This is a genomic window from Cytophagaceae bacterium ABcell3, from assembly GCA_030913385.1.
Taxonomy (GTDB): Bacteria; Bacteroidota; Bacteroidia; order Cytophagales; family Cytophagaceae; genus ABcell3.
On sequence record CP133159.1, the window covers coordinates 2,382,053 to 2,402,390 of the forward strand.

The 20,338-nt window shown below is 38.0% G+C and carries 18 protein-coding genes and 1 tRNA gene; 11 read left to right on the forward strand and 8 right to left on the reverse strand.

Going from position 1 to position 20,338, the window contains the following annotated elements:
• Positions 1–8: 8 nt before the first annotated feature.
• A complete protein-coding gene (locus RCC89_09475; GenBank protein ID WMJ73392.1) occupies positions 9–425 on the reverse strand; it encodes a hypothetical protein in 417 nt (138 codons plus the stop codon).
• A gap of 151 nt (positions 426–576) precedes the next feature.
• Here RCC89_09475 and RCC89_09480 point away from each other — a divergent pair, with 151 nt between their 5' ends.
• Entirely contained in the window at positions 577–1,029 is a 453-nt protein-coding gene (locus RCC89_09480) for a hypothetical protein (GenBank protein ID WMJ73393.1), read from the forward strand.
• A 47-nt stretch (positions 1,030–1,076) separates the two neighbouring features.
• On the opposite strand, the gene RCC89_09485 is transcribed toward RCC89_09480, so the two are convergent.
• Complete coding sequence (locus RCC89_09485) at positions 1,077–2,213, reverse strand: glycerate kinase (protein WMJ73394.1); 1,137 nt, start codon at positions 2,211–2,213, stop codon at positions 1,077–1,079.
• 292 nt (positions 2,214–2,505) lie between these two features.
• On the opposite strand from RCC89_09485, the gene RCC89_09490 reads away from it, so the two are divergent.
• Positions 2,506–3,567 carry a DUF6340 family protein gene (locus RCC89_09490; GenBank protein ID WMJ73395.1) on the forward strand — a complete coding sequence of 354 codons (1,062 nt, stop codon included), beginning with the start codon at positions 2,506–2,508 and terminating at the stop codon, positions 3,565–3,567.
• Positions 3,568–3,612: 45 nt separating this feature from the next.
• The gene (locus tag RCC89_09495) at positions 3,613–4,008 is read left to right on the forward strand and encodes a hypothetical protein (GenBank protein ID WMJ73396.1); all 396 of its coding nucleotides are present in this window, start codon (positions 3,613–3,615) and stop codon (positions 4,006–4,008) included.
• Positions 4,009–4,216: 208 nt separating this feature from the next.
• Here RCC89_09495 and RCC89_09500 read toward each other — a convergent pair.
• The 4 genes from RCC89_09500 to mltG all read right to left on the reverse strand — a co-directional run bounded on the left by RCC89_09500 (position 4,217) and on the right by mltG (position 6,755).
• Positions 4,217–4,301 (reverse strand) — tRNA-Ser (locus tag RCC89_09500).
• A 76-nt stretch (positions 4,302–4,377) separates the two neighbouring features.
• Positions 4,378–5,310 carry a YihY/virulence factor BrkB family protein gene (locus tag RCC89_09505; GenBank protein WMJ73397.1) on the reverse strand — a complete coding sequence of 311 codons (933 nt, stop codon included), beginning with the start codon at positions 5,308–5,310 and terminating at the stop codon, positions 4,378–4,380.
• Positions 5,294–5,713, reverse strand: coding sequence for a thioesterase family protein (locus tag RCC89_09510; protein WMJ73398.1), 420 nt, complete (start codon positions 5,711–5,713; stop codon positions 5,294–5,296). The genes RCC89_09505 and RCC89_09510 overlap by 17 nt, the downstream gene beginning before the upstream one ends.
• A gap of 1 nt (position 5,714) precedes the next feature.
• Complete coding sequence (gene mltG / locus RCC89_09515; GenBank protein ID WMJ73399.1) at positions 5,715–6,755, reverse strand: endolytic transglycosylase MltG; 1,041 nt, start codon at positions 6,753–6,755, stop codon at positions 5,715–5,717.
• Between the two features lie 105 nt (positions 6,756–6,860).
• Between mltG and RCC89_09520 the strand changes: the two genes are divergently transcribed.
• The 3 genes from RCC89_09520 to RCC89_09530 all read left to right on the forward strand — a co-directional run bounded on the left by RCC89_09520 (position 6,861) and on the right by RCC89_09530 (position 10,788).
• Positions 6,861–7,487 carry an L-threonylcarbamoyladenylate synthase gene (locus RCC89_09520; GenBank protein ID WMJ73400.1) on the forward strand — a complete coding sequence of 209 codons (627 nt, stop codon included), beginning with the start codon at positions 6,861–6,863 and terminating at the stop codon, positions 7,485–7,487.
• An 8-nt stretch (positions 7,488–7,495) separates the two neighbouring features.
• Entirely contained in the window at positions 7,496–8,122 is a 627-nt protein-coding gene (locus RCC89_09525; GenBank protein WMJ73401.1) for a WbqC family protein, read from the forward strand.
• A gap of 107 nt (positions 8,123–8,229) precedes the next feature.
• On the forward strand, positions 8,230–10,788 hold the full coding sequence (locus RCC89_09530) for an ATP-dependent Clp protease ATP-binding subunit (protein WMJ73402.1): 2,559 nt from the start codon (positions 8,230–8,232) through the stop codon (positions 10,786–10,788).
• An 833-nt stretch (positions 10,789–11,621) separates the two neighbouring features.
• Here the strand turns inward: RCC89_09530 and ftsH are convergent.
• Entirely contained in the window at positions 11,622–13,514 is a 1,893-nt protein-coding gene (gene ftsH, locus RCC89_09535) for an ATP-dependent zinc metalloprotease FtsH (GenBank protein WMJ73403.1), read from the reverse strand.
• Positions 13,515–13,837: 323 nt separating this feature from the next.
• On the opposite strand from ftsH, the gene RCC89_09540 reads away from it, so the two are divergent.
• The 3 genes from RCC89_09540 (at position 13,838) to RCC89_09550 (ending at position 15,652) form a co-directional block, all read left to right on the forward strand.
• On the forward strand, positions 13,838–14,278 hold the full coding sequence (locus tag RCC89_09540) for a DUF2141 domain-containing protein (GenBank protein ID WMJ73404.1): 441 nt from the start codon (positions 13,838–13,840) through the stop codon (positions 14,276–14,278).
• 335 nt (positions 14,279–14,613) lie between these two features.
• On the forward strand, positions 14,614–15,054 hold the full coding sequence (locus RCC89_09545; GenBank protein WMJ73405.1) for a hypothetical protein: 441 nt from the start codon (positions 14,614–14,616) through the stop codon (positions 15,052–15,054).
• Between the two features lie 124 nt (positions 15,055–15,178).
• Entirely contained in the window at positions 15,179–15,652 is a 474-nt protein-coding gene (locus RCC89_09550) for a Dps family protein (protein WMJ73406.1), read from the forward strand.
• Positions 15,653–15,817: 165 nt separating this feature from the next.
• Here RCC89_09550 and RCC89_09555 read toward each other — a convergent pair whose 3' ends face one another.
• A complete protein-coding gene (locus RCC89_09555; protein WMJ73407.1) occupies positions 15,818–16,741 on the reverse strand; it encodes a LysR family transcriptional regulator in 924 nt (307 codons plus the stop codon).
• Positions 16,742–16,936: 195 nt separating this feature from the next.
• On the opposite strand from RCC89_09555, the gene RCC89_09560 reads away from it, so the two are divergent.
• Together RCC89_09560 and accB are read left to right on the forward strand one after the other, a co-directional pair.
• Positions 16,937–19,516, forward strand: coding sequence for a phosphoenolpyruvate carboxylase (locus RCC89_09560; protein WMJ73408.1), 2,580 nt, complete (start codon positions 16,937–16,939; stop codon positions 19,514–19,516).
• Between the two features lie 303 nt (positions 19,517–19,819).
• Positions 19,820–20,308, forward strand: coding sequence for an acetyl-CoA carboxylase biotin carboxyl carrier protein (gene accB, locus RCC89_09565; protein ID WMJ73409.1), 489 nt, complete (start codon positions 19,820–19,822; stop codon positions 20,306–20,308).
• Positions 20,309–20,338 lie beyond the last annotated feature (30 nt).

A 20,338-nucleotide genomic window follows, 5' to 3' on the forward strand; every position in this document is an offset into this window, starting at 1 on the left:
TGCCCCCTTTATAGTTTTAAAGATGCTTCCGCTTCCTTTATGTTCATCAGTTGTTTGCTGATTATGAGCAACAGTTCAGGAGGAAGTTGGTCCTCGTAAACTTGCTCGAAGAATTTTACGGTTTCTTTTTCAGCTTTTTGACACGCATCTTTAATGTCTTCTTTGTCAGTAAACCCCTGATTGTTTATGGCAATCATAATGTCTTTCCACAACATGGCAAGAGGTTGTTGTGGGTCTTCTTCACTTTCATCATAATCGGAGAAGTATCTTATGTCGCTTATGAAGTGAAGGTTCTGAAGACCGAACTCTTCAAACTTCTGATGTAAACTTGGGTCTGAAACCGCATTGGCAGCAGCCTGATATGCTTCTTTCCTGCTTTTGCTAACTACAATCAGTTCATGGACTCTCGTTGCTACTTTTTCCATAGGTACATTTGTTTTTTAATCTAACCTGAGAGCATTAAGATTGTTGAACCCGATAAGTTAAGTGTGCTGGGTCAAAGAATGGTTGGCTTGAGAAAGGTTTGCATAACAATTTTTTAATAGCTGTGTTTCCTTTTTTAAAAGGTATTGTGTTATGGAGAATATACTATTGGTAGAAGTTATTTTTTCATTATTTGTGGCGGCTATCATCACAGGAACTTTATATATTGTTTTTAAGACAGTAGGGCCATGGGGAAGGGCATGGGCTGTGTTTTTGGTTTTGTTTTTAGCCATGCTGGCAGTGTCTGAATGGTTTGTCCCTGTTGGGCCTTCTGCTTGGGGGTTCTATTGGCTACCAGGTTTATTGGCTGCTGTAATTTTGGGATTTCTGCTTGCGGCAACTTCGCCTTCAGGGCGTAAAAAGTTTCCAAGAAATGATGAAGATCCCCGCAAAACAATCAGGCCTGAATCTTACTATAGTACACATGCCGCTGAACCTGATGGACACGAACGCGGCGATGACTCTGGTAGGGTGGTGACAGGTACACTGTTCTGGATATTTGTTGGATTATTAGGCATAGTGGCCGTTGTTGGAATCATTACCTAATGTTCAATAACCCTTGCTGTTCCAATTAGGTGAGGGTTTACTTTTTATTAATAATTACCATCTGCTAGCAATTTTGCTATTTTTTCTGAAGCCTTTTGGAGGAAATAAGGTGCTTTTTCCAAGGTCTCATGGGTAGGGGTGTATGACGATGACAAAGGAATAATCTCAGAAATGCCTAAGTCATAAAGCCCCTCATGACCCTTTTCTGCTATTCCACAAATAAGAAAAGCAGGCTTTTGGTATTTTTGTGCTAGCTTGGCAATTTCAGCAGGGACTTTCCCTGAAAGTGTCTGTTTGTCTGTTTTCCCTTCGGCTGTTATGACCACATCACAAGCTTTGATATGTTCTTCAAGGTTGAGCGCTTTAGATATCATTTGAAAGCCCGGCATTAACCTGGCATGGGGAAATATCAACATTCCTCCTCCTGTACCACCTGCAGCTCCTGAGCCAGGTATATTTTCTATTGACCTGCCCGTATGGCGTTTAATAATCTCAGCCCAATACTTAAGGTTTTGGTCTAAAGCAATTATCATTTTTTCGTCAGCACCTTTTTGATTGGCATAGACGTAAGATGCACCGGTAGGGCCTGTTAAGGGATTTTTGACATCACAGGCAACAGTTAAAGCAATACTTTGTAAGGATTCTAGCGCAGGCATAAAATTGGCTTTGTGAATTTTAGAAAGATAGCCACCTGCGGGTTTTACCTTTTGCTGGTGGCTACCTGTAAACTCAGCACCTAAAGCAGCAAGTATTCCAGCTCCCCCATCATTGGTAGCACTGCCCCCGATGGCTAGTAATATGTTTTTAACACCTGCTTTTATTGCTTCTTGAATGAGTTGGCCTGTACCATAGGTGGTAGTTTCCCACGGGTTCCTTTCTGTCTTTGTTAGAAGTTCCAATCCTGAGGCTGAAGCTAATTCTATAATAGCTGTTTGCCGGTCTTGAGACATGCCCCATTTGGCTTTCATAGGCCTCATCAATGGATCCCGAACATTGGCAAAGCTGATTTGACCTCCTGTGGCTGCCACATAAACTTCCGTTGTGCCTTCGCCTCCATCTGCAAGTGGCATGTTTGTTACTTGTGCATCTGGAAGGACATGCCCGATACCTGTAGCAATTATAGACGCTACTTGCTTGGCAGATAAGCAGTCTTTCATCGAATCTGGGGCTATTAAAATTTTCATTCTTAAAATTAGGAATATGTTGAATTCAGTGTGCTGACTGTCAATGCTATCCTAGTATTTTTCTTCTAATAGAAAATAAGTTAGCAAAACAGCGTTATGGTCAATGATTTGTTAATAAAGATTTAGGAGAAAGAGCTTTCCAGGATAAAGGGAGGTGTTAAGGTGCGTATGTAAGTGAACGGTTCAGGTTTCATACGTTTTCTATTATAGCGATTTAAACTTTTTACAAAGATAAATATGCTAAAAAGTTTTTTAGTTTTTGGATTTTTTAGTAAAATCAAAAAAAGTTTTTATGAGTACTTCCTTTAAATTTACTGTTCTAGTTGTAGTTTTAATCTATGCAGGAATGATGACTTCCTGTAAAACATCTTCCATTTATATAGATAAATATTTGCCCGCAGAAGTTGATTTGGGGCGGGGAATGGATACACTAATTATTATAGACCGTTCTAAGCCTCCTCGGAGTTTCGGAAATGTGGTAGAGGGTGTATTGACTGGCGGTGGGCAGTTTGTAAACGGTGAATCTGCAATGGAAGTGCTGGAAGGGATATTTTCAGGCTTATATGATTCTCCTCGGTTCAATTTCCGGCTGGTAGAAGACCGGTTGTCAGGGGGAGGGTTTACTGCTTTTTTGGGCAAGGCGCCAGAACCTATGAGCTGGGAGGAAGTAGTAGAAATATGTGAGGAGTTTGAAGGTGATGGACTAGTTGTGTTAGAAGCTCTATACCCAGATGTTAACGTTAGAAACTATACAAAAGAAAGGAAGAAGAAAGGCAAAAATGGCAAAACCGAGGTGATCATTGAATACTATGCAGAAGAAACTGTAGATATTGATGCGCTCTTTAGAGTTTATGACGCAAAAAATAAAGTCATTGTAGACGAGCACCGGTTTACACATCGTATGCGATGGAATGCTAAAGGGAACTCGCCAACCAATGCTGCTGATCGCTTGATAGATAGAAGGGCTGCCGTAATGGAAACATCCCGGGCATCTGGAGTAAGCTACGCTAGAAGGATTGCGCCTTCTCCTGCTAGGGTTATGAGGTTCTATTTTAGAAAATCTCAGCGTGATCCTTATATAAAGGAAGCACATCAAAGAATTCTTGAAGGAGATTGGGAAGGGGCTATGGATGACTGGTATTATGTGTTTGAAATGTCTAATAAAAAGAAAACCATTGGAAGGGCAGCGTATAATCTGGCTGTAGGTTATGAAGTGTTAGGGGATTTAGAAACTGCCAAAGAATGGGCAAATGAAGCTATATCGCTAAATAATAGGAAAGCTAAAAAATACTTACATTCGCTTTCTATAAGAATGAAAAACGAAGAGCGTTTGCGTCAGCAGATGGGGGAGTAGTTTTAAAATTATTTTCAGATGGGTAGTCGCTGTATAAATCGATTAATGATCTTGTTGCTCTGTGGATTTTTGGCTTCTTGTCACAAAGAAACTGCTGAAATAGAAGATATCGTGGTAAAGTTGGATGGAAGGTGGAATATAGAGCGGATGACTTATGCAAAACTAGGCGATGAGCGTAAGGTCGAGCATGTTGTCCTTTCGCCTGAAGACTATATTGATTTCAATGACTCAACTTTTGATGTTGTGAAATATGTAGGAGGAGATTTGAGGTATGGGAGTTTTGCTTCTGTAAATGACGTAGCTGTAAAGATTCACATGTTTGGCGATGCAGATGCGGATGTTTATGTAGTACGTTTTATTTCCCCTAATGCATGTGAACTGGAAAGTACCAGACGGGGAGACGAGTATGATATTAATAAAAAAATAAAACTTTACCGGTGATTCCGTATAGAGAAAAGGATGTTTTCTACGAATGGATATTAAAAGACTTCTCGGCTAGGGGAGTCTTTTTTGTTTTTATGGACTGTTAAATTTTTTTACTGGTTTTTTCCTGTACTACCGAGCAGGCAATTGTTCCGCCTTGGTCTCATTCCTGAGGTATTTGTTAGGGCAAAAAAAAAGGTTCTGAATGTATCAGAACCTTTTCTTGCAGAGGGAGAGGGATTCGAACCCCCGGTACCTCGCGGTACAACGGTTTTCAAGACCGCCGCATTCGACCACTCTGCCATCCCTCTTTGCGTTAGTTTCAAGACCTTTTGTCCTGAATTGAGTTGCAAATATAGGGGTTGGGTTGTGAAATGCAAAATATATTTACGATTTTTTTGCTTTTATTTTCTTTCTCGCAATGTCTATACTCACATCTAGTTCAAAGCCAATGAGAAGCATAATGCTAATAGAGTATACCCAAACCATTGCACCCATTAATGCACCTATTGAACCATATAACCTGTTATAAGAGTCGAAATTGTTGACATAAAACGAAAAAGCAAACGTGAACAACAAGCACAGAAAAGACGCTGTAAATACACCGGGAGAGAAAAAGCGTAAAGTTTTTTTTGTTGCTGGGGCTATATAGTAAGTGATAGCAATGGTAATGATAAAAAATGAAAGGAATAAAACATACTTCATGACCACCAGTACATATTGTGTCAATAGGTTTCCTGCACCTATAAGCTCTTGTAATCGGAAGAGGTAAATATTTACATAAAATGAAATGGCGACAATGAGGATAACTGACAGAAGCAAGAGCGTGCCTATAATTATTGATACAAAAACCCTTTTTAAGAAGCCTCTGTCCTCTACTATGTAATAAGACCTGTTAAAAGTTATCATCATGGTACGTATTCCATTAGTGGCAAAAAATACTGCAGAAATAAACCCGAAAGACAACAACCGGCCACGTTGATTTTCCACAATGTCGATAATTGTTGTTTCAATCGGTTCATATATGCTTTCTGGAAAAGCTTCGCTTAATAGGTCGAGAATGTTCTCGGCCAGTGCAGGTATCGGAAAGAAGGGAAGTAGTGTAAACAAAAAAATAACTCCTGGGAATACAGAAAGAATAAAGTTGAAGGCCATGGCACTGGCCTTGTCATCTAATCCATCCCGTAGCATTTTGTTGATGAAGATCTCCAAAACAGAAGCTACCGGGACTTTTTCCTTGGGTAGATAGGTATGTTGAAGTTTGTTCCAAAGTGGCTTCTTAATTTTATTTGAGTAAAAAGACTTAAGTTTGTTTTTCATCAAAAAATGGAGCAATTTTTTGGCTAAAATCTTCAGGTGGGTAACAAGGCCGACCTGTTTCTGAGCTTACAAAAACAAGCGTAGTCTCTGCAATGTTTAAAAGTACGCCCTCTTCATTAAAAATTTCATACTCAAAAATGATCCTAGCTTCTGGCTTCTTCTTGATAGACACTTTTATTGTTAGCAGGTCATCATATCGGGCAGGTCTTATGTATTTGGTTTTATATTCGAGAACAGGCATCATTACACCAGCATCTTCCATTTTTTTATAGCTGAGGCCTAGGTGCCTGAAAGTTTCAACTCTTGCTACTTCTAGATATGTTGCGTAGTTTCCATAATAAACATAACCCATTTTGTCAGTTTCTGCATACCTGACTCTGATATTTACATCGTGGCTGAACATATTAACGAATATTTGATTGGTTTAGAGCTTTACTGTATTTTCTGGCATTGCGCAGGTGCTCATTATATGTTTTTGCGAATACATGGTATCCCGAAAAGTCTGGCGCAGCACAAAAGTACAGGTAGTTGTGTTTTTCATAGTTAAGTACAGCATCTAAAGAAGTGCGCGACGGAATGTTGATTGGTCCCGGGGGTAGACCTGGATACATATAAGTGTTATAAGGACTATCTATTTTGGTTGTTTCCTTATAAACCCGTTTTATGCCAAAATCGCCAGTGGCAAACACTACGGTAGGGTCTGCCTGTAAAAGCATGTTTTTATTGAGCCTGTTGATGTACACGCCAGCAACACGTGGTTTCTCATCGTTCATTTTTGTTTCTGCTTCCACAATAGAGGCTAAGATAGATACCTCAGTTGGAGACAAACCTATAGCTTCAGCCTTGGCTAATCTTTCGTCATTCCAAAACCGCTTGTACTCGGAATGCATACGGTTGATCAGTTTTTCTGCCGAAACTGTCCAGAACATTTCATAAGTGTCCGGAATGAACATAGAGACTATAGTAGTGGTGTCAAAACCCATAGAACTTGTCAATTCTGGGTCGTTGAGCTTATTTAAAATCTCTTCATGAGATAATTCAAGGTTATTACCAAGCCTCTTTGCCAGATCTTCCTTCAAACGAATGTTGTTGAAGATAATCCTTACCGGGGTTTGCTCTCCGCTTCGTAAGCGGCGTACTACCGTTAAGTTGTTTTCTTTTTTGTTAATCTGATACCTGCCAGGCTTAACTTTCTCCTGATAGCCTAATATTTTAGATATAAATGCAAAAGACAATTTGTCGTGCAACAATCCTTCGTTTTCAAGCGTATGCATTACATCTTTAAATGTATCGCCTGAGTGTATGTAGACATATCCTTCTTGTCGCTGTAATGCAAAGTTTGGCGAAAAGAAGATTTGCCAGAAATAAAAAGTAAATGTGATGCAAACAATGGCAAAAGTTAATATTACCCCTGCAAGAAATGTTGGTGATTTTTTTCTTATCATAAGGCAGGCAATTTACAAAATTGATTTCTTAAAATTGAACATTTCGATTAACAATATATATTTGTCAAAGGTTTCTACGAACAGAAGTTGTTTAAATTATTTTTTATGAAGGGAAAATTGATAAAAATTAATCCTGATAACCCTCAGGAAAATAAAATCAGAGAAGTTGCAGAGATATTATCAAAAGGAGGTGTGGTAATTTATCCGACAGATACTGTATATGGTATAGGGTGTGATATTTTTAATAAAAAGGCTGTAGAGAGGATATGTAAAATAAAAAATATGAATCCGGCAAAAAGCCATTTTTCTTTTATCTGTCATGATTTGAGCCACATTGCCGATTATGCCAAGATACCTGACCAAGTATATAAGGTAATGAAAAAAGCATTGCCAGGGCCTTTTACGTTTATATTAAATGCCAATAAAACGGTTCCTAAAGTACTTAATCCTAAGAAGAGCACAGTAGGTATCCGGGTTCCTGACAATAACATCCCACGGATGCTTGTGAAAGAACTAGGAAATCCCATTATTACTACGTCCATTAGAGACGAAGATGATATCCTGGAATATTCTACCGACCCTGAATTGATTTATGAGAAGTTCAAGGATACTGTAGATGCAGTAATTGACGGAGGTTATGGAAACAATATGGCCTCTACTGTTGTTGATTGTACCAACGAGGAATTCGAAGTGGTAAGGGAAGGTTTGGGAAATCTGGAACAATACATTTAGTTTTGTATGTGGATCTTTTAGTTGAGTTACATTATTTCCCGAACGTAGATTTTTTTGCACAAGCTGTGAAAAATGGTTCTGTTTGTATTGAGGCATGTGAAAACTACCAAAAACAGACTTATCGAAACAGATGTTATATTCTTGGTGCCAACAAAGTGCAGTTGTTGACTGTTCCTGTCAAAAAGTCAGGAAAAAAAGTAGGGGTTAGGGAGGTTGAGATTGATTATACAACCTCATGGCGGAACAATCACCTGCGTTCTATTGTTTCTGCTTATGGAAAGGCTCCTTACTTTGAGTTTTATATTGATTATGTTACAGAACTCTTTAATAAAAAACATCAATATCTTTTTGATCTTAATTTAGAGGCTTTTTATTTGTGTATTCATCTTCTTCAAATAGAAATTGATGTCAAAATGACAGAAAATTATATTAAGAAAGAAGAAATTGACGTTAATCAATACATAGACCAAAGGGATGTTTTTCAACCTGGTAAAAAAAATCAACTAAATGATTTGGGTTACGTACAATATTATCAGGTATTTGGCAAAGAGTTTGTACCTGGTTTAAGTATACTGGACTTACTTTTTTGCGAAGGCCCCGGTTCTAAAGAAATTATAGGGAATATTGTAAGATAGGCTTGAACAAATTGCCGATACACAATGTTTTTTTAAAAAGTTCTTTCTTTGGGATTGGGAAATTACAGGGAAAAAATTAGATTTACGAATATATACAACTCCTTCATATGGAAGCAAAATTTTCAAATAGGGTCAAGGAAGTGATTTCGCTAAGCAGAGAGGAAGCTCTCCGTCTGGGGCATGACTATATTGGTGCTGAACATCTTTTACTGGGAATGATCAGAGAAGGTGAGGGAGTAGCCATTAGTCTGCTCAAGAAACTGGGTATTTCTCTTGACGAGCTGAGGCTTTCCGTAGAGCAGGCCACCAAAGGTACTGCCTCTGGGAATGTCAAGAACCTCGCGAATATCCCTTTGACCCGCCAGTCTGAGAAAGTACTGAAAATAACTTATCTTGAAGCTAAAATATTCAAAAGTGAGCTGATTGGTACAGAGCACTTATTGTTATCTATACTTAGAGATGAAGATAATGTAGCAACGCAAATTCTTGAAAAATTTGACGTAACCTACGATGTCATCAAAGAATTACTTGAGTATCATTCGCACAACCCTATGGCTTCTGATACTGATGAAGGAGATGATGAAGGTTCTAGAATTTTTGGAGGATCTGGTTCTTCAGGTAAAGAGTCAGGTAAAGCGGGTGCTACTGAAAAATCAAGAACACCTGTCCTTGATAACTTTGGTCGTGATTTGACCAAGATGGGTGAAGATAATAAACTTGACCCTATCGTAGGTAGGGAAAAGGAAATTGAGCGTGTTGCTCAAATTCTAAGCCGCCGTAAAAAGAACAACCCTATTCTTATAGGTGAGCCTGGGGTTGGTAAAACAGCTATTGCTGAAGGTCTCGCGCTTAGAATTATTCAGAAAAAAGTTTCAAGGGTTCTTTTCAGTAAACGAGTAGTTACACTTGACCTTGCATCTTTGGTTGCAGGAACTAAATACAGAGGACAGTTTGAGGAGCGTATGAAAGCCGTGATGAACGAGCTTGAAAAATCTCCAGAGGTAATCCTCTTTATAGATGAAATTCATACGATAGTGGGTGCCGGTGGTGCTTCCGGATCTCTGGATGCATCAAACATGTTCAAGCCAGCACTTGCCAGAGGTGATATTCAATGTATTGGTGCTACTACGCTCGACGAGTACCGTCAGTATATTGAAAAAGATGGTGCGTTGGCCAGAAGGTTTCAAATCGTAATGGTAGATGCTACCAGTCCTGAAGAAACGGTGGAAATCCTTAACAACATTAAGGAGAAGTATGAAGACCACCACCATGTCAATTACACTGAAGAGGCTGTCGATGCTTGTGTGAAGCTTTCTGACAGGTATATCAGTGACAGGTTTCTTCCTGATAAAGCGATTGATGTACTTGACGAGGCTGGAGCACGCGTTCATTTAAATAATATTCATGTTCCTCAAGATATTGTTAAACTTGAAGAGCAAATTGAGAATATTAAAAAGGAGAAGAACAAAGTTGTCAAGAGCCAAAAGTATGAAGAGGCTGCCCAACTGAGAGATAAAGAAAAGAAACTTCTCGAACAGCTTGAAACTGCCAAGCAGAGATGGGAAGAAGAGACCAAGAAGAAAAGGTATTCTGTAAAAGAAGAGAGCGTTGCTGAAGTGATTGCCATGATGACTGGTATTCCTGTAAGCCGTATCTCTCAGAATGAAGGTACTAAGCTTCTTGGCATGAAAGAAGAATTGCAAGGTAAGGTTATTGGTCAGGATGAGGCCATTGTTAAACTTACTAAAGCAATCCAACGTACCAGGGTCGGTCTGAAAGATCCTAAGAAGCCAATTGGTTCATTTGTGTTCTTGGGGCCAACAGGGGTAGGTAAAACAGAGCTTGCAAAAGTACTTGCTACCTATTTGTTTGATAAGGACGATGCGCTTGTAAGAATAGATATGAGTGAGTATATGGAGAAATTCTCTGTATCTAGACTTGTAGGAGCACCTCCGGGATATGTTGGTTATGAAGAAGGTGGTCAGCTAACAGAAAAGATCCGTCGTAAGCCTTATAGTGTTGTATTGCTTGACGAGATCGAAAAAGCGCACCCAGATGTGTTTAACTTATTGCTTCAGGTCTTGGACGATGGTATTCTTACCGATGGCCTTGGTAGAAGAGTTGATTTTAGAAACACCATCATCATTATGACATCTAATATCGGAGCCAGAGACTTGAAAGACTTTGGCGCAGGAATTGGTTTTGCCACCAAATCCAAAACCGATAACTTAGATGAGTTGATGAAAGGTACTATTCAGAGTGCGCTTAGAAAAGCGTTTTCTCCTGAATTCCTAAACCGTCTTGATGATGTGATCGTGTTTAACTCTCTTGAGCGTGAGCATATCCATAGGATTATTGATATTACGCTTAAGAGCGTTTTCAATAGAATCCTTACACTTGGATATAATGTTGAGCTTACTGAGAAAGCTAAAGATTTTCTTTCTGAAAAAGGCTACGATCCTCAGTATGGCGCACGTCCGTTAAACAGAGCTATACAAAAGCACTTGGAAGACCCTATTGCAGAAGAAATTCTCAAAGGTGATGTTCAACAAGGTGATACGTTGGTAGCAGATCATGATGGAAAGAGTGATTCTTTGCATCTGAAAATTGAGAAAAAGAAAGTTAATACGGAAGAAGGCGGTAGTTCATCTTCTTCTGATAAATAATCACTTCTTATTAAGAACTACAAAAGCCCCTTATGGGGCTTTTGTAGTTTATAGGCTTTCGTAGTTAGGATCTGACGAAAAAGTCACAAGTGTGTGTAGCCACAAGGCATCCCTTGTGGCTACACTACGCATAGCCTTACATGAAGATGTATGTGCGCTTGTGGCTAGCCCAAAAAAGCATTTGATTAAACCTGCAATATGCGATAGAACTTCTATTACGTGGCAAAATTACTTCAAATCAGTCGCTTCGCTTACATTTGTGTCTTAATCATAACGCTGCTATGCTTTGCGACCCAAAAGTGCTGATTTACTGTTATTTTGCTCCTTATGACGAAATCTATCGCATAATTCAGGTTAAAAGTTTCTCAATTTACTGTGCACGGGAAAATGAGAATTAACCGAAAAAAACTTGCACTTATACCTCATAATTTTTATACAAATATAAACAGATCAGAATTTTGGGCGTTTTTCAGTGCGCCCTAATTAATGTCATTGAGCAGGTAGCCTGTGCAGCTCACGCATCTTTTTCGAGGTTTAATGTTAATTGAGATAGTAGGTATGAGATCTCAATTATTTATGTATAAAGGAGTAGGGGATAAAAAAATGTCAGGGCGCTTTAGTAAGCTTATTTCATACCCTTGATAAATGAAAAGAAAAGCTTATGCAGGGACATGGCGCTATTGATCCTACTGAAAACAAGTTGTTGGACAAAAGTAAATATGTTTGAATGAATAATTTTTATTGGTAAGAGTGGTTGTGAGTTATTTTAAATGCCCAGTTGTGGAAGGTGTACAAAAAAATGGGAAGCTTCTGCTTCCCATATATCGATAGCGTTATTTTAGAATTTCTTTCAAATCATCACGGTAAATCACTTCTTTTTCTAAAAGCACTTTACCAATGCTTTCTAATTTATTTTTCTGTTTGAGAAACATGTTTTTAATATCCTGGTAGCATTCATCTACAAGTTTTCTCACTTCCTGGTCTATCATTTTTCCAGTTTCTTCGCTATATGGTTTTTGGAAGCTTTCTTGTCCAGAGGAGTCATAGTAGCTTATGTTTCCAACTTTTTCTCCAAGACCATAATAGGCAATCATACCATAAGCTTGCTTACTTACCCTTTCCAAGTCATCCAATGCGCCAGAGGTTACCTCTTCAAAAATTACGTCTTCTGCAGCTCGGCCTGCCAACATGATTTTTATTTCGTTTTTGAGTTTTGAAAGGCTCAAAAGTTTCAGTTCTTCCGGTTTGTTCCACGTAGCACCTAACGATTTCCCCCTTGGAATAATGGTAACTTTAACTACGCCTTCTATTCCTTTTAGAAGTACAGTTGCCAAGGCATGCCCAGCTTCATGGTAAGCAACTGTCTTTTTTTCTTCTGGAGAAAGTACGCTACTTCTGTTTTCTAGTCCACCCACGATTCTGTCTAAGGCATCAGAGAATTCCGGTTGGCCTACTTTTTTCTTTTTCCTTCTGGCGGCCAATAGTGCAGCTTCATTGCAAACATTTGCTATGTCGGCACCGGAAAATCCCGGGGTTTGAGAAGCAAGCGTTTCAGTGTTTACATTCTCTTCTAGGTTTAAGTGTTTCATGTGCACTTGAAATATATCTTTTCGCTCTTTGTTGTTTGGGAGTTCTAGATATATATGCCTGTCAAAACGACCAGGCCTCATAATAGCTTTATCCAATACTTCACCTCGGTTGGTAGCGGCTAATACTATAACCCCTGAATTTGGGGTGAAGCCATCCATTTCGGTGAGCAATTGGTTCAATGTATTTTCCCTTTCGTCATTGGCACCGCCCATCGAATTGTTTTTGCCCCTAGATCTTCCTATGGCGTCTAACTCATCTATAAAAATTATGCAGGGGGCTTTTTCTTTGGCTTTATTAAACAAGTCCCTTACCCTAGAAGCACCTACTCCAACAAACATTTCTACAAATTCAGAGCCTGATAATGAGAAAAATGGAACTTGTGCTTCACCTGCCACAGCTTTGGCTACTAATGTTTTACCTGTTCCGGGAGGGCCGGCCAACAGTACCCCTTTTGGTATCCTAGCACCTAGTTTAGTATAATTTTGAGGATGTTTTAAAAAATCTACCGTTTCCTGTAGCTCTGCTTTTGCTTCTTCCATCCCTGCTACATCTTTAAAACTTACTCCTAGCTTATCATGACTAGTAAACATTTTAGCTTTTGATTGGCCAAAGGAGAACATATTGCCTCCTGCGCCGCCTTTGCTCATGCGCCGCCCCCAGGAAAAGATTAGAATAAGAAGTAAAAGGGGAAAGGCCAAAATGAGTAACCACGACCAATCGGTAGAAGAAGTATATATGACTTCCGCTTGCTCATCTTCAGGAAATTCTCTTTGGATACGCCACAGCCTATCTTCAAAAATTTCTGGTGTACCTATGTTAAATTGGTATTGTGCGCCTGTGGTCTCAAATAAAGCAGGAGTGTCCTCGTCATTTATTTCCTCGTTCACTTCTACGTCTTCTCGCAAAGTTACTTCTGCAATTTCCCTATCTATTACTTTAACACTTTCTACTTTTTTATTCTTTACCATTTCCTCAAAGTCAGTCCATGTAATTTCGGCAGGTCCGCCAGGAGACCAAAGCCAGAACATTACCATTAGAAACAGCAAAAAGTAGATTAAGTATTTTAAATATCCTCCTGAAATGTCAGGGTTGTTAGTATCTTGTGGATCTTTTTTATCCGGTTCGTTCTTGCTCATCTTTTCGTACATTAAAAAACTCGATGGATTAATCCATTAAAAAATTCCTTTTATAATTAAAACCATATGTAACAGGTTATGTTTTGATGAATGCAAGATGTGTTTCTTTGTACTGGCATAAATTATATTCGATATATTAGCATAAAATGTAGTAAGCCTTTTTTATATGTGTGAAAAGGGCTTGAAATCAGGGGATTTGTTTGTTTTTTTTCTTTTGACAATTATATCCAGCCCTTTTGCTTCATCCGGGTTTAATTTTGGCTGGTTTTTTCAATAAATGAGAAAGTTTTGAGTTGTTTAAGATAAATAACGGGTTTTTATTTATGGGTAAAATATTAAGATCTCTGGTGTTGGTTTTAACTTGTTCGCTGCTGTCAGGTGGTGTTTTTGCTCAACATGGGAAGTTGATTATTGAAATGGAAGGGTTTAGAAACGATGATGGCAATGTACGGTTGGGGTTATATAACTCAGAAGAGGATTTTTTAAAAGATGGTGGTTCTTATAAAAGGTTCTATTGTGAAATTGAAGATGGTAAGTGTGTGGTTGATACAGGAGAATTACCTTTTGGAGAATATGCAGTGGCTTTGCTACATGACGAAAATCTAAATAAAAAAATGGACTATAGTTGGATGAAAATTCCTAAAGAAGGATTCGGATTTTCTAACAATCCGAAAGTGAAGCTAAGTGCTCCTTCTTTTAGCGATACCAAAGTAACTCTTGATGTCCCTGAAAAAAGAATAAAGATTACTGTTAAATATATGTGACTTAACCTGAAATATGCGTTAGAACCTTTTATTGCGTGGCATAACAACTTCAAATCAGACGCTTCGCTCACATTTGGTTTTTATCCATAGAACCACTATGCTTTGCAAACCAAATACGCTGATTTTTTGTTCTTTTGCCCTTCATAACGAAACCTAATGCATTAAAAAGATTTCAAATAGCATGAATGTTTTCATACATTTGTAGGTGTTATTTGTACTGAGACGTTATGGGTAAATGCTTTAAGATTGTTGGTTATTATACGCTATAAATGGTTTATGCAAGGTGAGGTCATGCTCCTTGTTTACCTCGGTTGGCGGTGGATTTAAGTTTTGATATGAATAAATTATTGATTTTGTTGTTAGTTGTTTCTTTCTCTGCTTTTGGCCAGAGAACGAAAGTGGATATTCCAGAAGAAGTGGAACAAGCATTTGTTGAAAAATATGGTTCTATTCAGGTGTCAAAATGGCGGTATAGAAAATATGAAGACCATTACGTAGCAGAGTTTAAATACAGTAAAGATAAACACAGGGCTTACTATAAGCCAGATGGGGAATGGTTTAGGACCGAGAAACTACTTAGACGCTCCAAGTTGCCTAAAGATGTTTGGTTTTCTTTCCAGCGGACTGATTACTTTAGGTGGGAGGTTTATGAGTTCCTAGAGTGTTACACACCTACTGACTTTTTTTATGTTTTGGTGCTTCAGGAGCCAGGGTACCAAAATATCTACTTGCAGTTTCTTCCTGATGGGACAGAGGTAAGGGACAAATATAAGTAGCCTGTAAACCTTAGAGGCCCAAAAACAGTTGATTGATAGATTTTGTTTATAAGCGATAGGGAAAATCTCTTTGATTTTTCTTTATGACGGCTGTACCTTTGAGTAAATCAAAACTTTTTTATTTATGGAAAAGCTAAATACAATAGGAATTAATAATGAAAAAGCCAAGACGCTGGCAGACAAGCTGAACATTCTTTTAGCTAATTATCAAATATTCTATATTAACACCAGAGGTTTGCACTGGAATATTAAAGGTAAAGAGTTTTTCGAACTTCATGCTAAGTTTGAAGAATTGTATTCAGACTTGCAAGTGAAAAATGATGAACTAGCAGAGCGTGTATTGACCTTGGGGTACACCCCGTACCACAGTTATACAGATTACCTAAAACATGCTTCTATCAAGGAGGAAGCAAATGTGACAGATGGAACGCAAGGCGTGAAAAGCATTTTGGCAGCTCTTCGCATCATTCTCACTTTACAGCGGGAAATTTTGGAACTTTCTGGTGATGCCGATGACGAGGGAACCAATGCTCTGATGAGTGATTACATCAGAGAGCAAGAAAAGCTTGTATGGATGTATACTGCTTATTTAGGATAAAAGACTTGCAAAGTAGCATTTAGATAAACTCACAAGTGTGCAGATATGTGTGGCCTTCTGTGAAGACTTATTGGAAGTACTTCGAATCTGAGGCTATAGCGTTTGTGCACTTGTGACTAGTTAAAAGAAACGATGGATCAAATTTTCTCAATATCCCATTGTAAACTAATAATCCTTTAGCCAATCAAATTCGTTTTTGATAATGTTTGATTTTTCGCTTTTAATGTAATGTATAAACTTCGTTGCTACAGGCGACATTTTTTTGTCTTTTAACCAAGTAAGGCGCCACTTTGACCTTATTGGCAAACCATCAATAGGAATAATTTGTAATGACCCGTTGTTCAATTCATTTTTGATGCCAATGAGGGGCATGACGGAATAGCCTAGACCAGCTATTACAGCTTGCTTTACTGCTTCGTTAGAAGTTAACTCCATCTTCTTTTTTATAGAAAGTTCATTTTCTTTAATAAACCTTTCCATGACATTTCGTGTAGCAGAGCCAACTTCTCTATAGATAAGTGGAAGCTCTTCTAATACGCTTTTAGAGTGAGTTTTTGGAATGGTTTCCAGTCTTGTATTTCCTACCAAATATAATTTGTTCTCGACCAGTTCTTCACTTTCTATCCCTGGCTTGTCGGGTAATACAGAAATAAGGGCAAAATCTATTTCATTCTTCTCAAGACTTTTTATTACCCTCAGCTTGTTGGTTACATCTATTTTTAGTTCTACTCCTTTGTTTTTATGAATAAAATCAGCTAAAAAATAAGGCATTACATATTGTCCTGTAGAAGCAACAGAAATTTTAAGGCTGCCTGATAAAATACCTTTAAAAGAGAGCGCTTTGTAGTTTATGGCATATGCTTCATCGATAATCTTTTCTGCAGCAGCAGCTACTTCTTTTCCAAAATCGGTTACATAGAGTTTTCTGCCCACGACTTCGGTTAGCGGGATATCAAATTGTTCTTGAAACTTTTTTAGTTGTATGGAAACTGCTGGTTGACTGATGAATAACTCTTCTGAAGCTTTGGTAATGCTGCCTAATTGAGCTATTTTTAAAAAGATTTGTAGCTGGTGTAAGGTATAGTTCATAAGTTTTGTTTATGTTAGATATTTTAAATATAAATAAAAATATATGATTTTATTTTTGTTTTTTTGAGTTAAAATTGATGAAACATTGTAGAATTGTTAAAGCAAATTTACTTTTGTGGTCAATTTAAGTTTCTTAATATATAGTCAGTACATAAAAAATAGCTGCTAATGCATTTGGATACAGGAAAAAGCAAAATGGTAAAAGCAGATAACAGAATGTTGTCGGTGTTTAAAAGTGAAGTAGGGAATAAATTTCAGCTTTATAATAGTTTGTTTACATCCCTTCCTTTTCATAAAGTAGAAAGAACAGGTATTTTACTTTCTATGTTTTTGGCACACTGTGAAGATGGATTTGGAAATGGGAAAAGTCCAGAAGAGATTGTAAACTCTTTTTTTGATCAATACACCTCTTACAAGGACGATAAAAACCGTAACGATTTACTGTTTAGGTTTATTCAATATACAGAGCGGCAGGTAGTACTTTTCGACGCCTTGGAAGATGCCGCCTTTTCTCAGGTCAATGATACCAATGGCCCAGGTACTATGAGGCATTTGTGGTCAGATGTTGCTGTAAACGACAAGTATGAAGAATTAAAAGAAGTTGTTAAAAAATTTTCTGTAAGACTTGTGCTAACAGCTCACCCAACACAGTTTTATCCAAGCTCAGTGTTAGGTATTATACATGATTTGGCTAAGGCTTTACAAGCTGATAATAGTGCTGTAATTAATTCATATTTACAGCAATTAGGTATTACTCCTTTCTTAAAGAAAGAAAGGCCAACACCTTTTGATGAGGCCAAGAGTTTGATATGGTTCCTTCAGAATACGTTTTATCCTGCTGTTGGTAAAATTTATACTTCATTAAAACAACATTTCCCGGAAATCCTTGACCTTCATAACCCTGTGGTGCGTTTAGGCTTCTGGCCAGGTGGCGATAGAGATGGAAACCCTTTTGTAAAGGCTGACACTACTTTAAAAGTTGCTGACGAGCTAAGAACTGCCATTGTTGTTTCTTATTACCGTGAGGTGAGACGATTAAGCAGGAGACTGACATTTAAAAATGTAGCTGCTCCTTTAAAGGCCTTAGAAGAAAAGTTGTATAACAACATATTTGTTCCTGGTCATGAGGCTGATATTTCAAAAGAGGAAATTGTTGATACCTTATTAAGTATTAAACAAGTATTGGAAGACAGGTACAATGGTTTCTTTGCTACGGAGGTAGATGCTTTAATAGCTCAGGTAGAGGTGTTTGGGCTATATTTTGCAACACTGGATATTCGTCAGGATAGTTCAGTACACATGGAGATCCTTCAGCAGGTTGCAGAAAAAACAGATGCGCTTCCTGAAAATTACAATGATCTTTCAGATAAAGAAAAAGCTGATCTTTTATTAAGTATTTCAAAAGAGGTTTCACCTTCTGATTTTAGCGATGAGCTGCACGAAGATACCATCAAAACCATGCATGCTGTTAAAACTATTCAGCAGATCAATGGTGAAGAGGGTTGTCACCGCTATATTATTAGCCACTCTACCAAAGCTTTAAGTGTACTAGAAGCTTATGGGCTTTTCCTTTTGAGTGGATGGAAGAAAGAAGAACTAAATATTGATATTGTTCCTTTATTTGAAACAATAGATGATTTAAAAGCTGCTCCTGCAGTTATGGAAGAGCTTTATACCACAGAAGGATATAAATCACATCTGAAGCGCAGAAGGAATATACAAACAATCATGTTGGGCTTTTCTGACGGTACCAAAGATGGAGGTTATCTGATGGCCAACTACAGCATTTATAAAGCTAAAAAAGAGCTTACTGAAATCTCCAGAAAATATGATGTAGAGGTTGTTTTCTTTGACGGTAGGGGAGGCCCTCCTGCTCGTGGTGGTGGTAAAACCCATCAATTTTATGCTTCAATGGGTGGTGATATTGAAAACAAAGAGATTCAATTAACAATACAGGGGCAAACTATCAGTTCGAACTTTGGGAACAGCGACTCTGCTCAATATAACCTAGAGCAGTTGCTGCATGCTGGTATTAACAATGCCCTTTTCAGGAACAATGATGTTACATTGACTGATGAGGATGCTGTTACCCTTCAAGAGTTGTCAGAAGAAAGCTATAACGCCTTCAAAGAATTAAAGCACAACGAAGATTTTCTTGACTACTTGAACTATTTCAGCCCATTAAGATACTATGCAGAAGCGAATATAGCTAGTCGACCTTCTAAAAGGAATAAAGATAAAAAACTTTCCCTCGATGATTTGAGAGCAGTACCATATGTAGGTTCTTGGAGTCAAATCAAGCAAAATCTTCCTGGTTTCTATGGTGTTGGATCTGCTTTAGATAAGTTTAAGAAGCAAGGTAAATGGGACAAGGTCGTGCAGCTTTATAAAAATTCCGCTTATTTTAGGGCCTTGATTGGCAATTGTGAAATGGCCATGACCAAAGCATTTTTCCCTCTTACGCAGAGTTTTGGCAAGCACGAAAAGTATGGTTATCTGTGGAATGATTTCCACGATGAGTATCAACGTACCATAAAATTGGTATTGGAGCTTACCGGAGAGGAAGAATTAATGGATAATAAGCCTGTAGATAAACTGTCAATACAAATGCGCCAGAGAATTGAATTGCCATTGACTACTATTCAGCAATTCGCATTGGCAAAAATTAGACAGGCCGATGAGCAAGAGTCTATAGCTAATTTGAAAGAAGTGTATGAAAGGATGGTAATACGGTGTTCTTTTGGCATAATTAACGCAGAAAGAAATTCGGCCTAAATGACATTTGTGGTAATTCTGAGCAAAAGAGTAGTAAAAAAGAACGATTTTTCATTTGTTTATTATTAGTTTTGCTTTGTTTTAGCTTGGAATACTTATAAAAATATTTCATAAGTGGCAAAATAACGATAGCTCAGTTTATTGATGTTACAAATAAAGTAGCTCAAATGCCTAATTTTGACTGGTTAGAAGTTGTTTTGCCATTTTTAGAAAAAGGATAAAGAGAAGGTTGTTTTTTATAATTGCTAGTATTCGTGGTAATGCGATATAGTATCTTTTGAGAATGTTTTTAATAATAAAAAAATGAATATTAAGGAAATTAAAGAGGTTTTAAAGCAGATTTATGAAGCAGGCTTGCAGCAGGTGGAGTTTGAAACCTCTGATGTTAAAATTAAGGTGAAGCGTGATCCTGAAGTAACAGAAAAAAACTTTATAGTTCCAGGACCTGTACAAAGCTTACCACAAGCGCCGGCAGCCACCCAAGCTGCACCATCAGCTCCAGTAGCGGAACCTTCAGCGCCGGTCAATCCTCCAGTGCAACCTGATGATGCAAATCTTGTCCCTGTTAAATCACCTATGACAGGCACTTTTTATGCTTCTTCGGCACCGGATCAACCAGCACTTGTTTCAGTAGGGACTGAAGTTAAACCAGGACAAGCCTTGTGCATTATTGAAGCGATGAAGCTTTTTAATGAAATAGAGTCTGAAACTTCTGGTGTTGTAGAGAAAATTCTGGTCAAAGATGGACAAGCGGTAGAGTTAGACCAGACGTTGTTCTTGCTAAAGGCTTGATATTTAATAATTAGATACACTGATAACTTG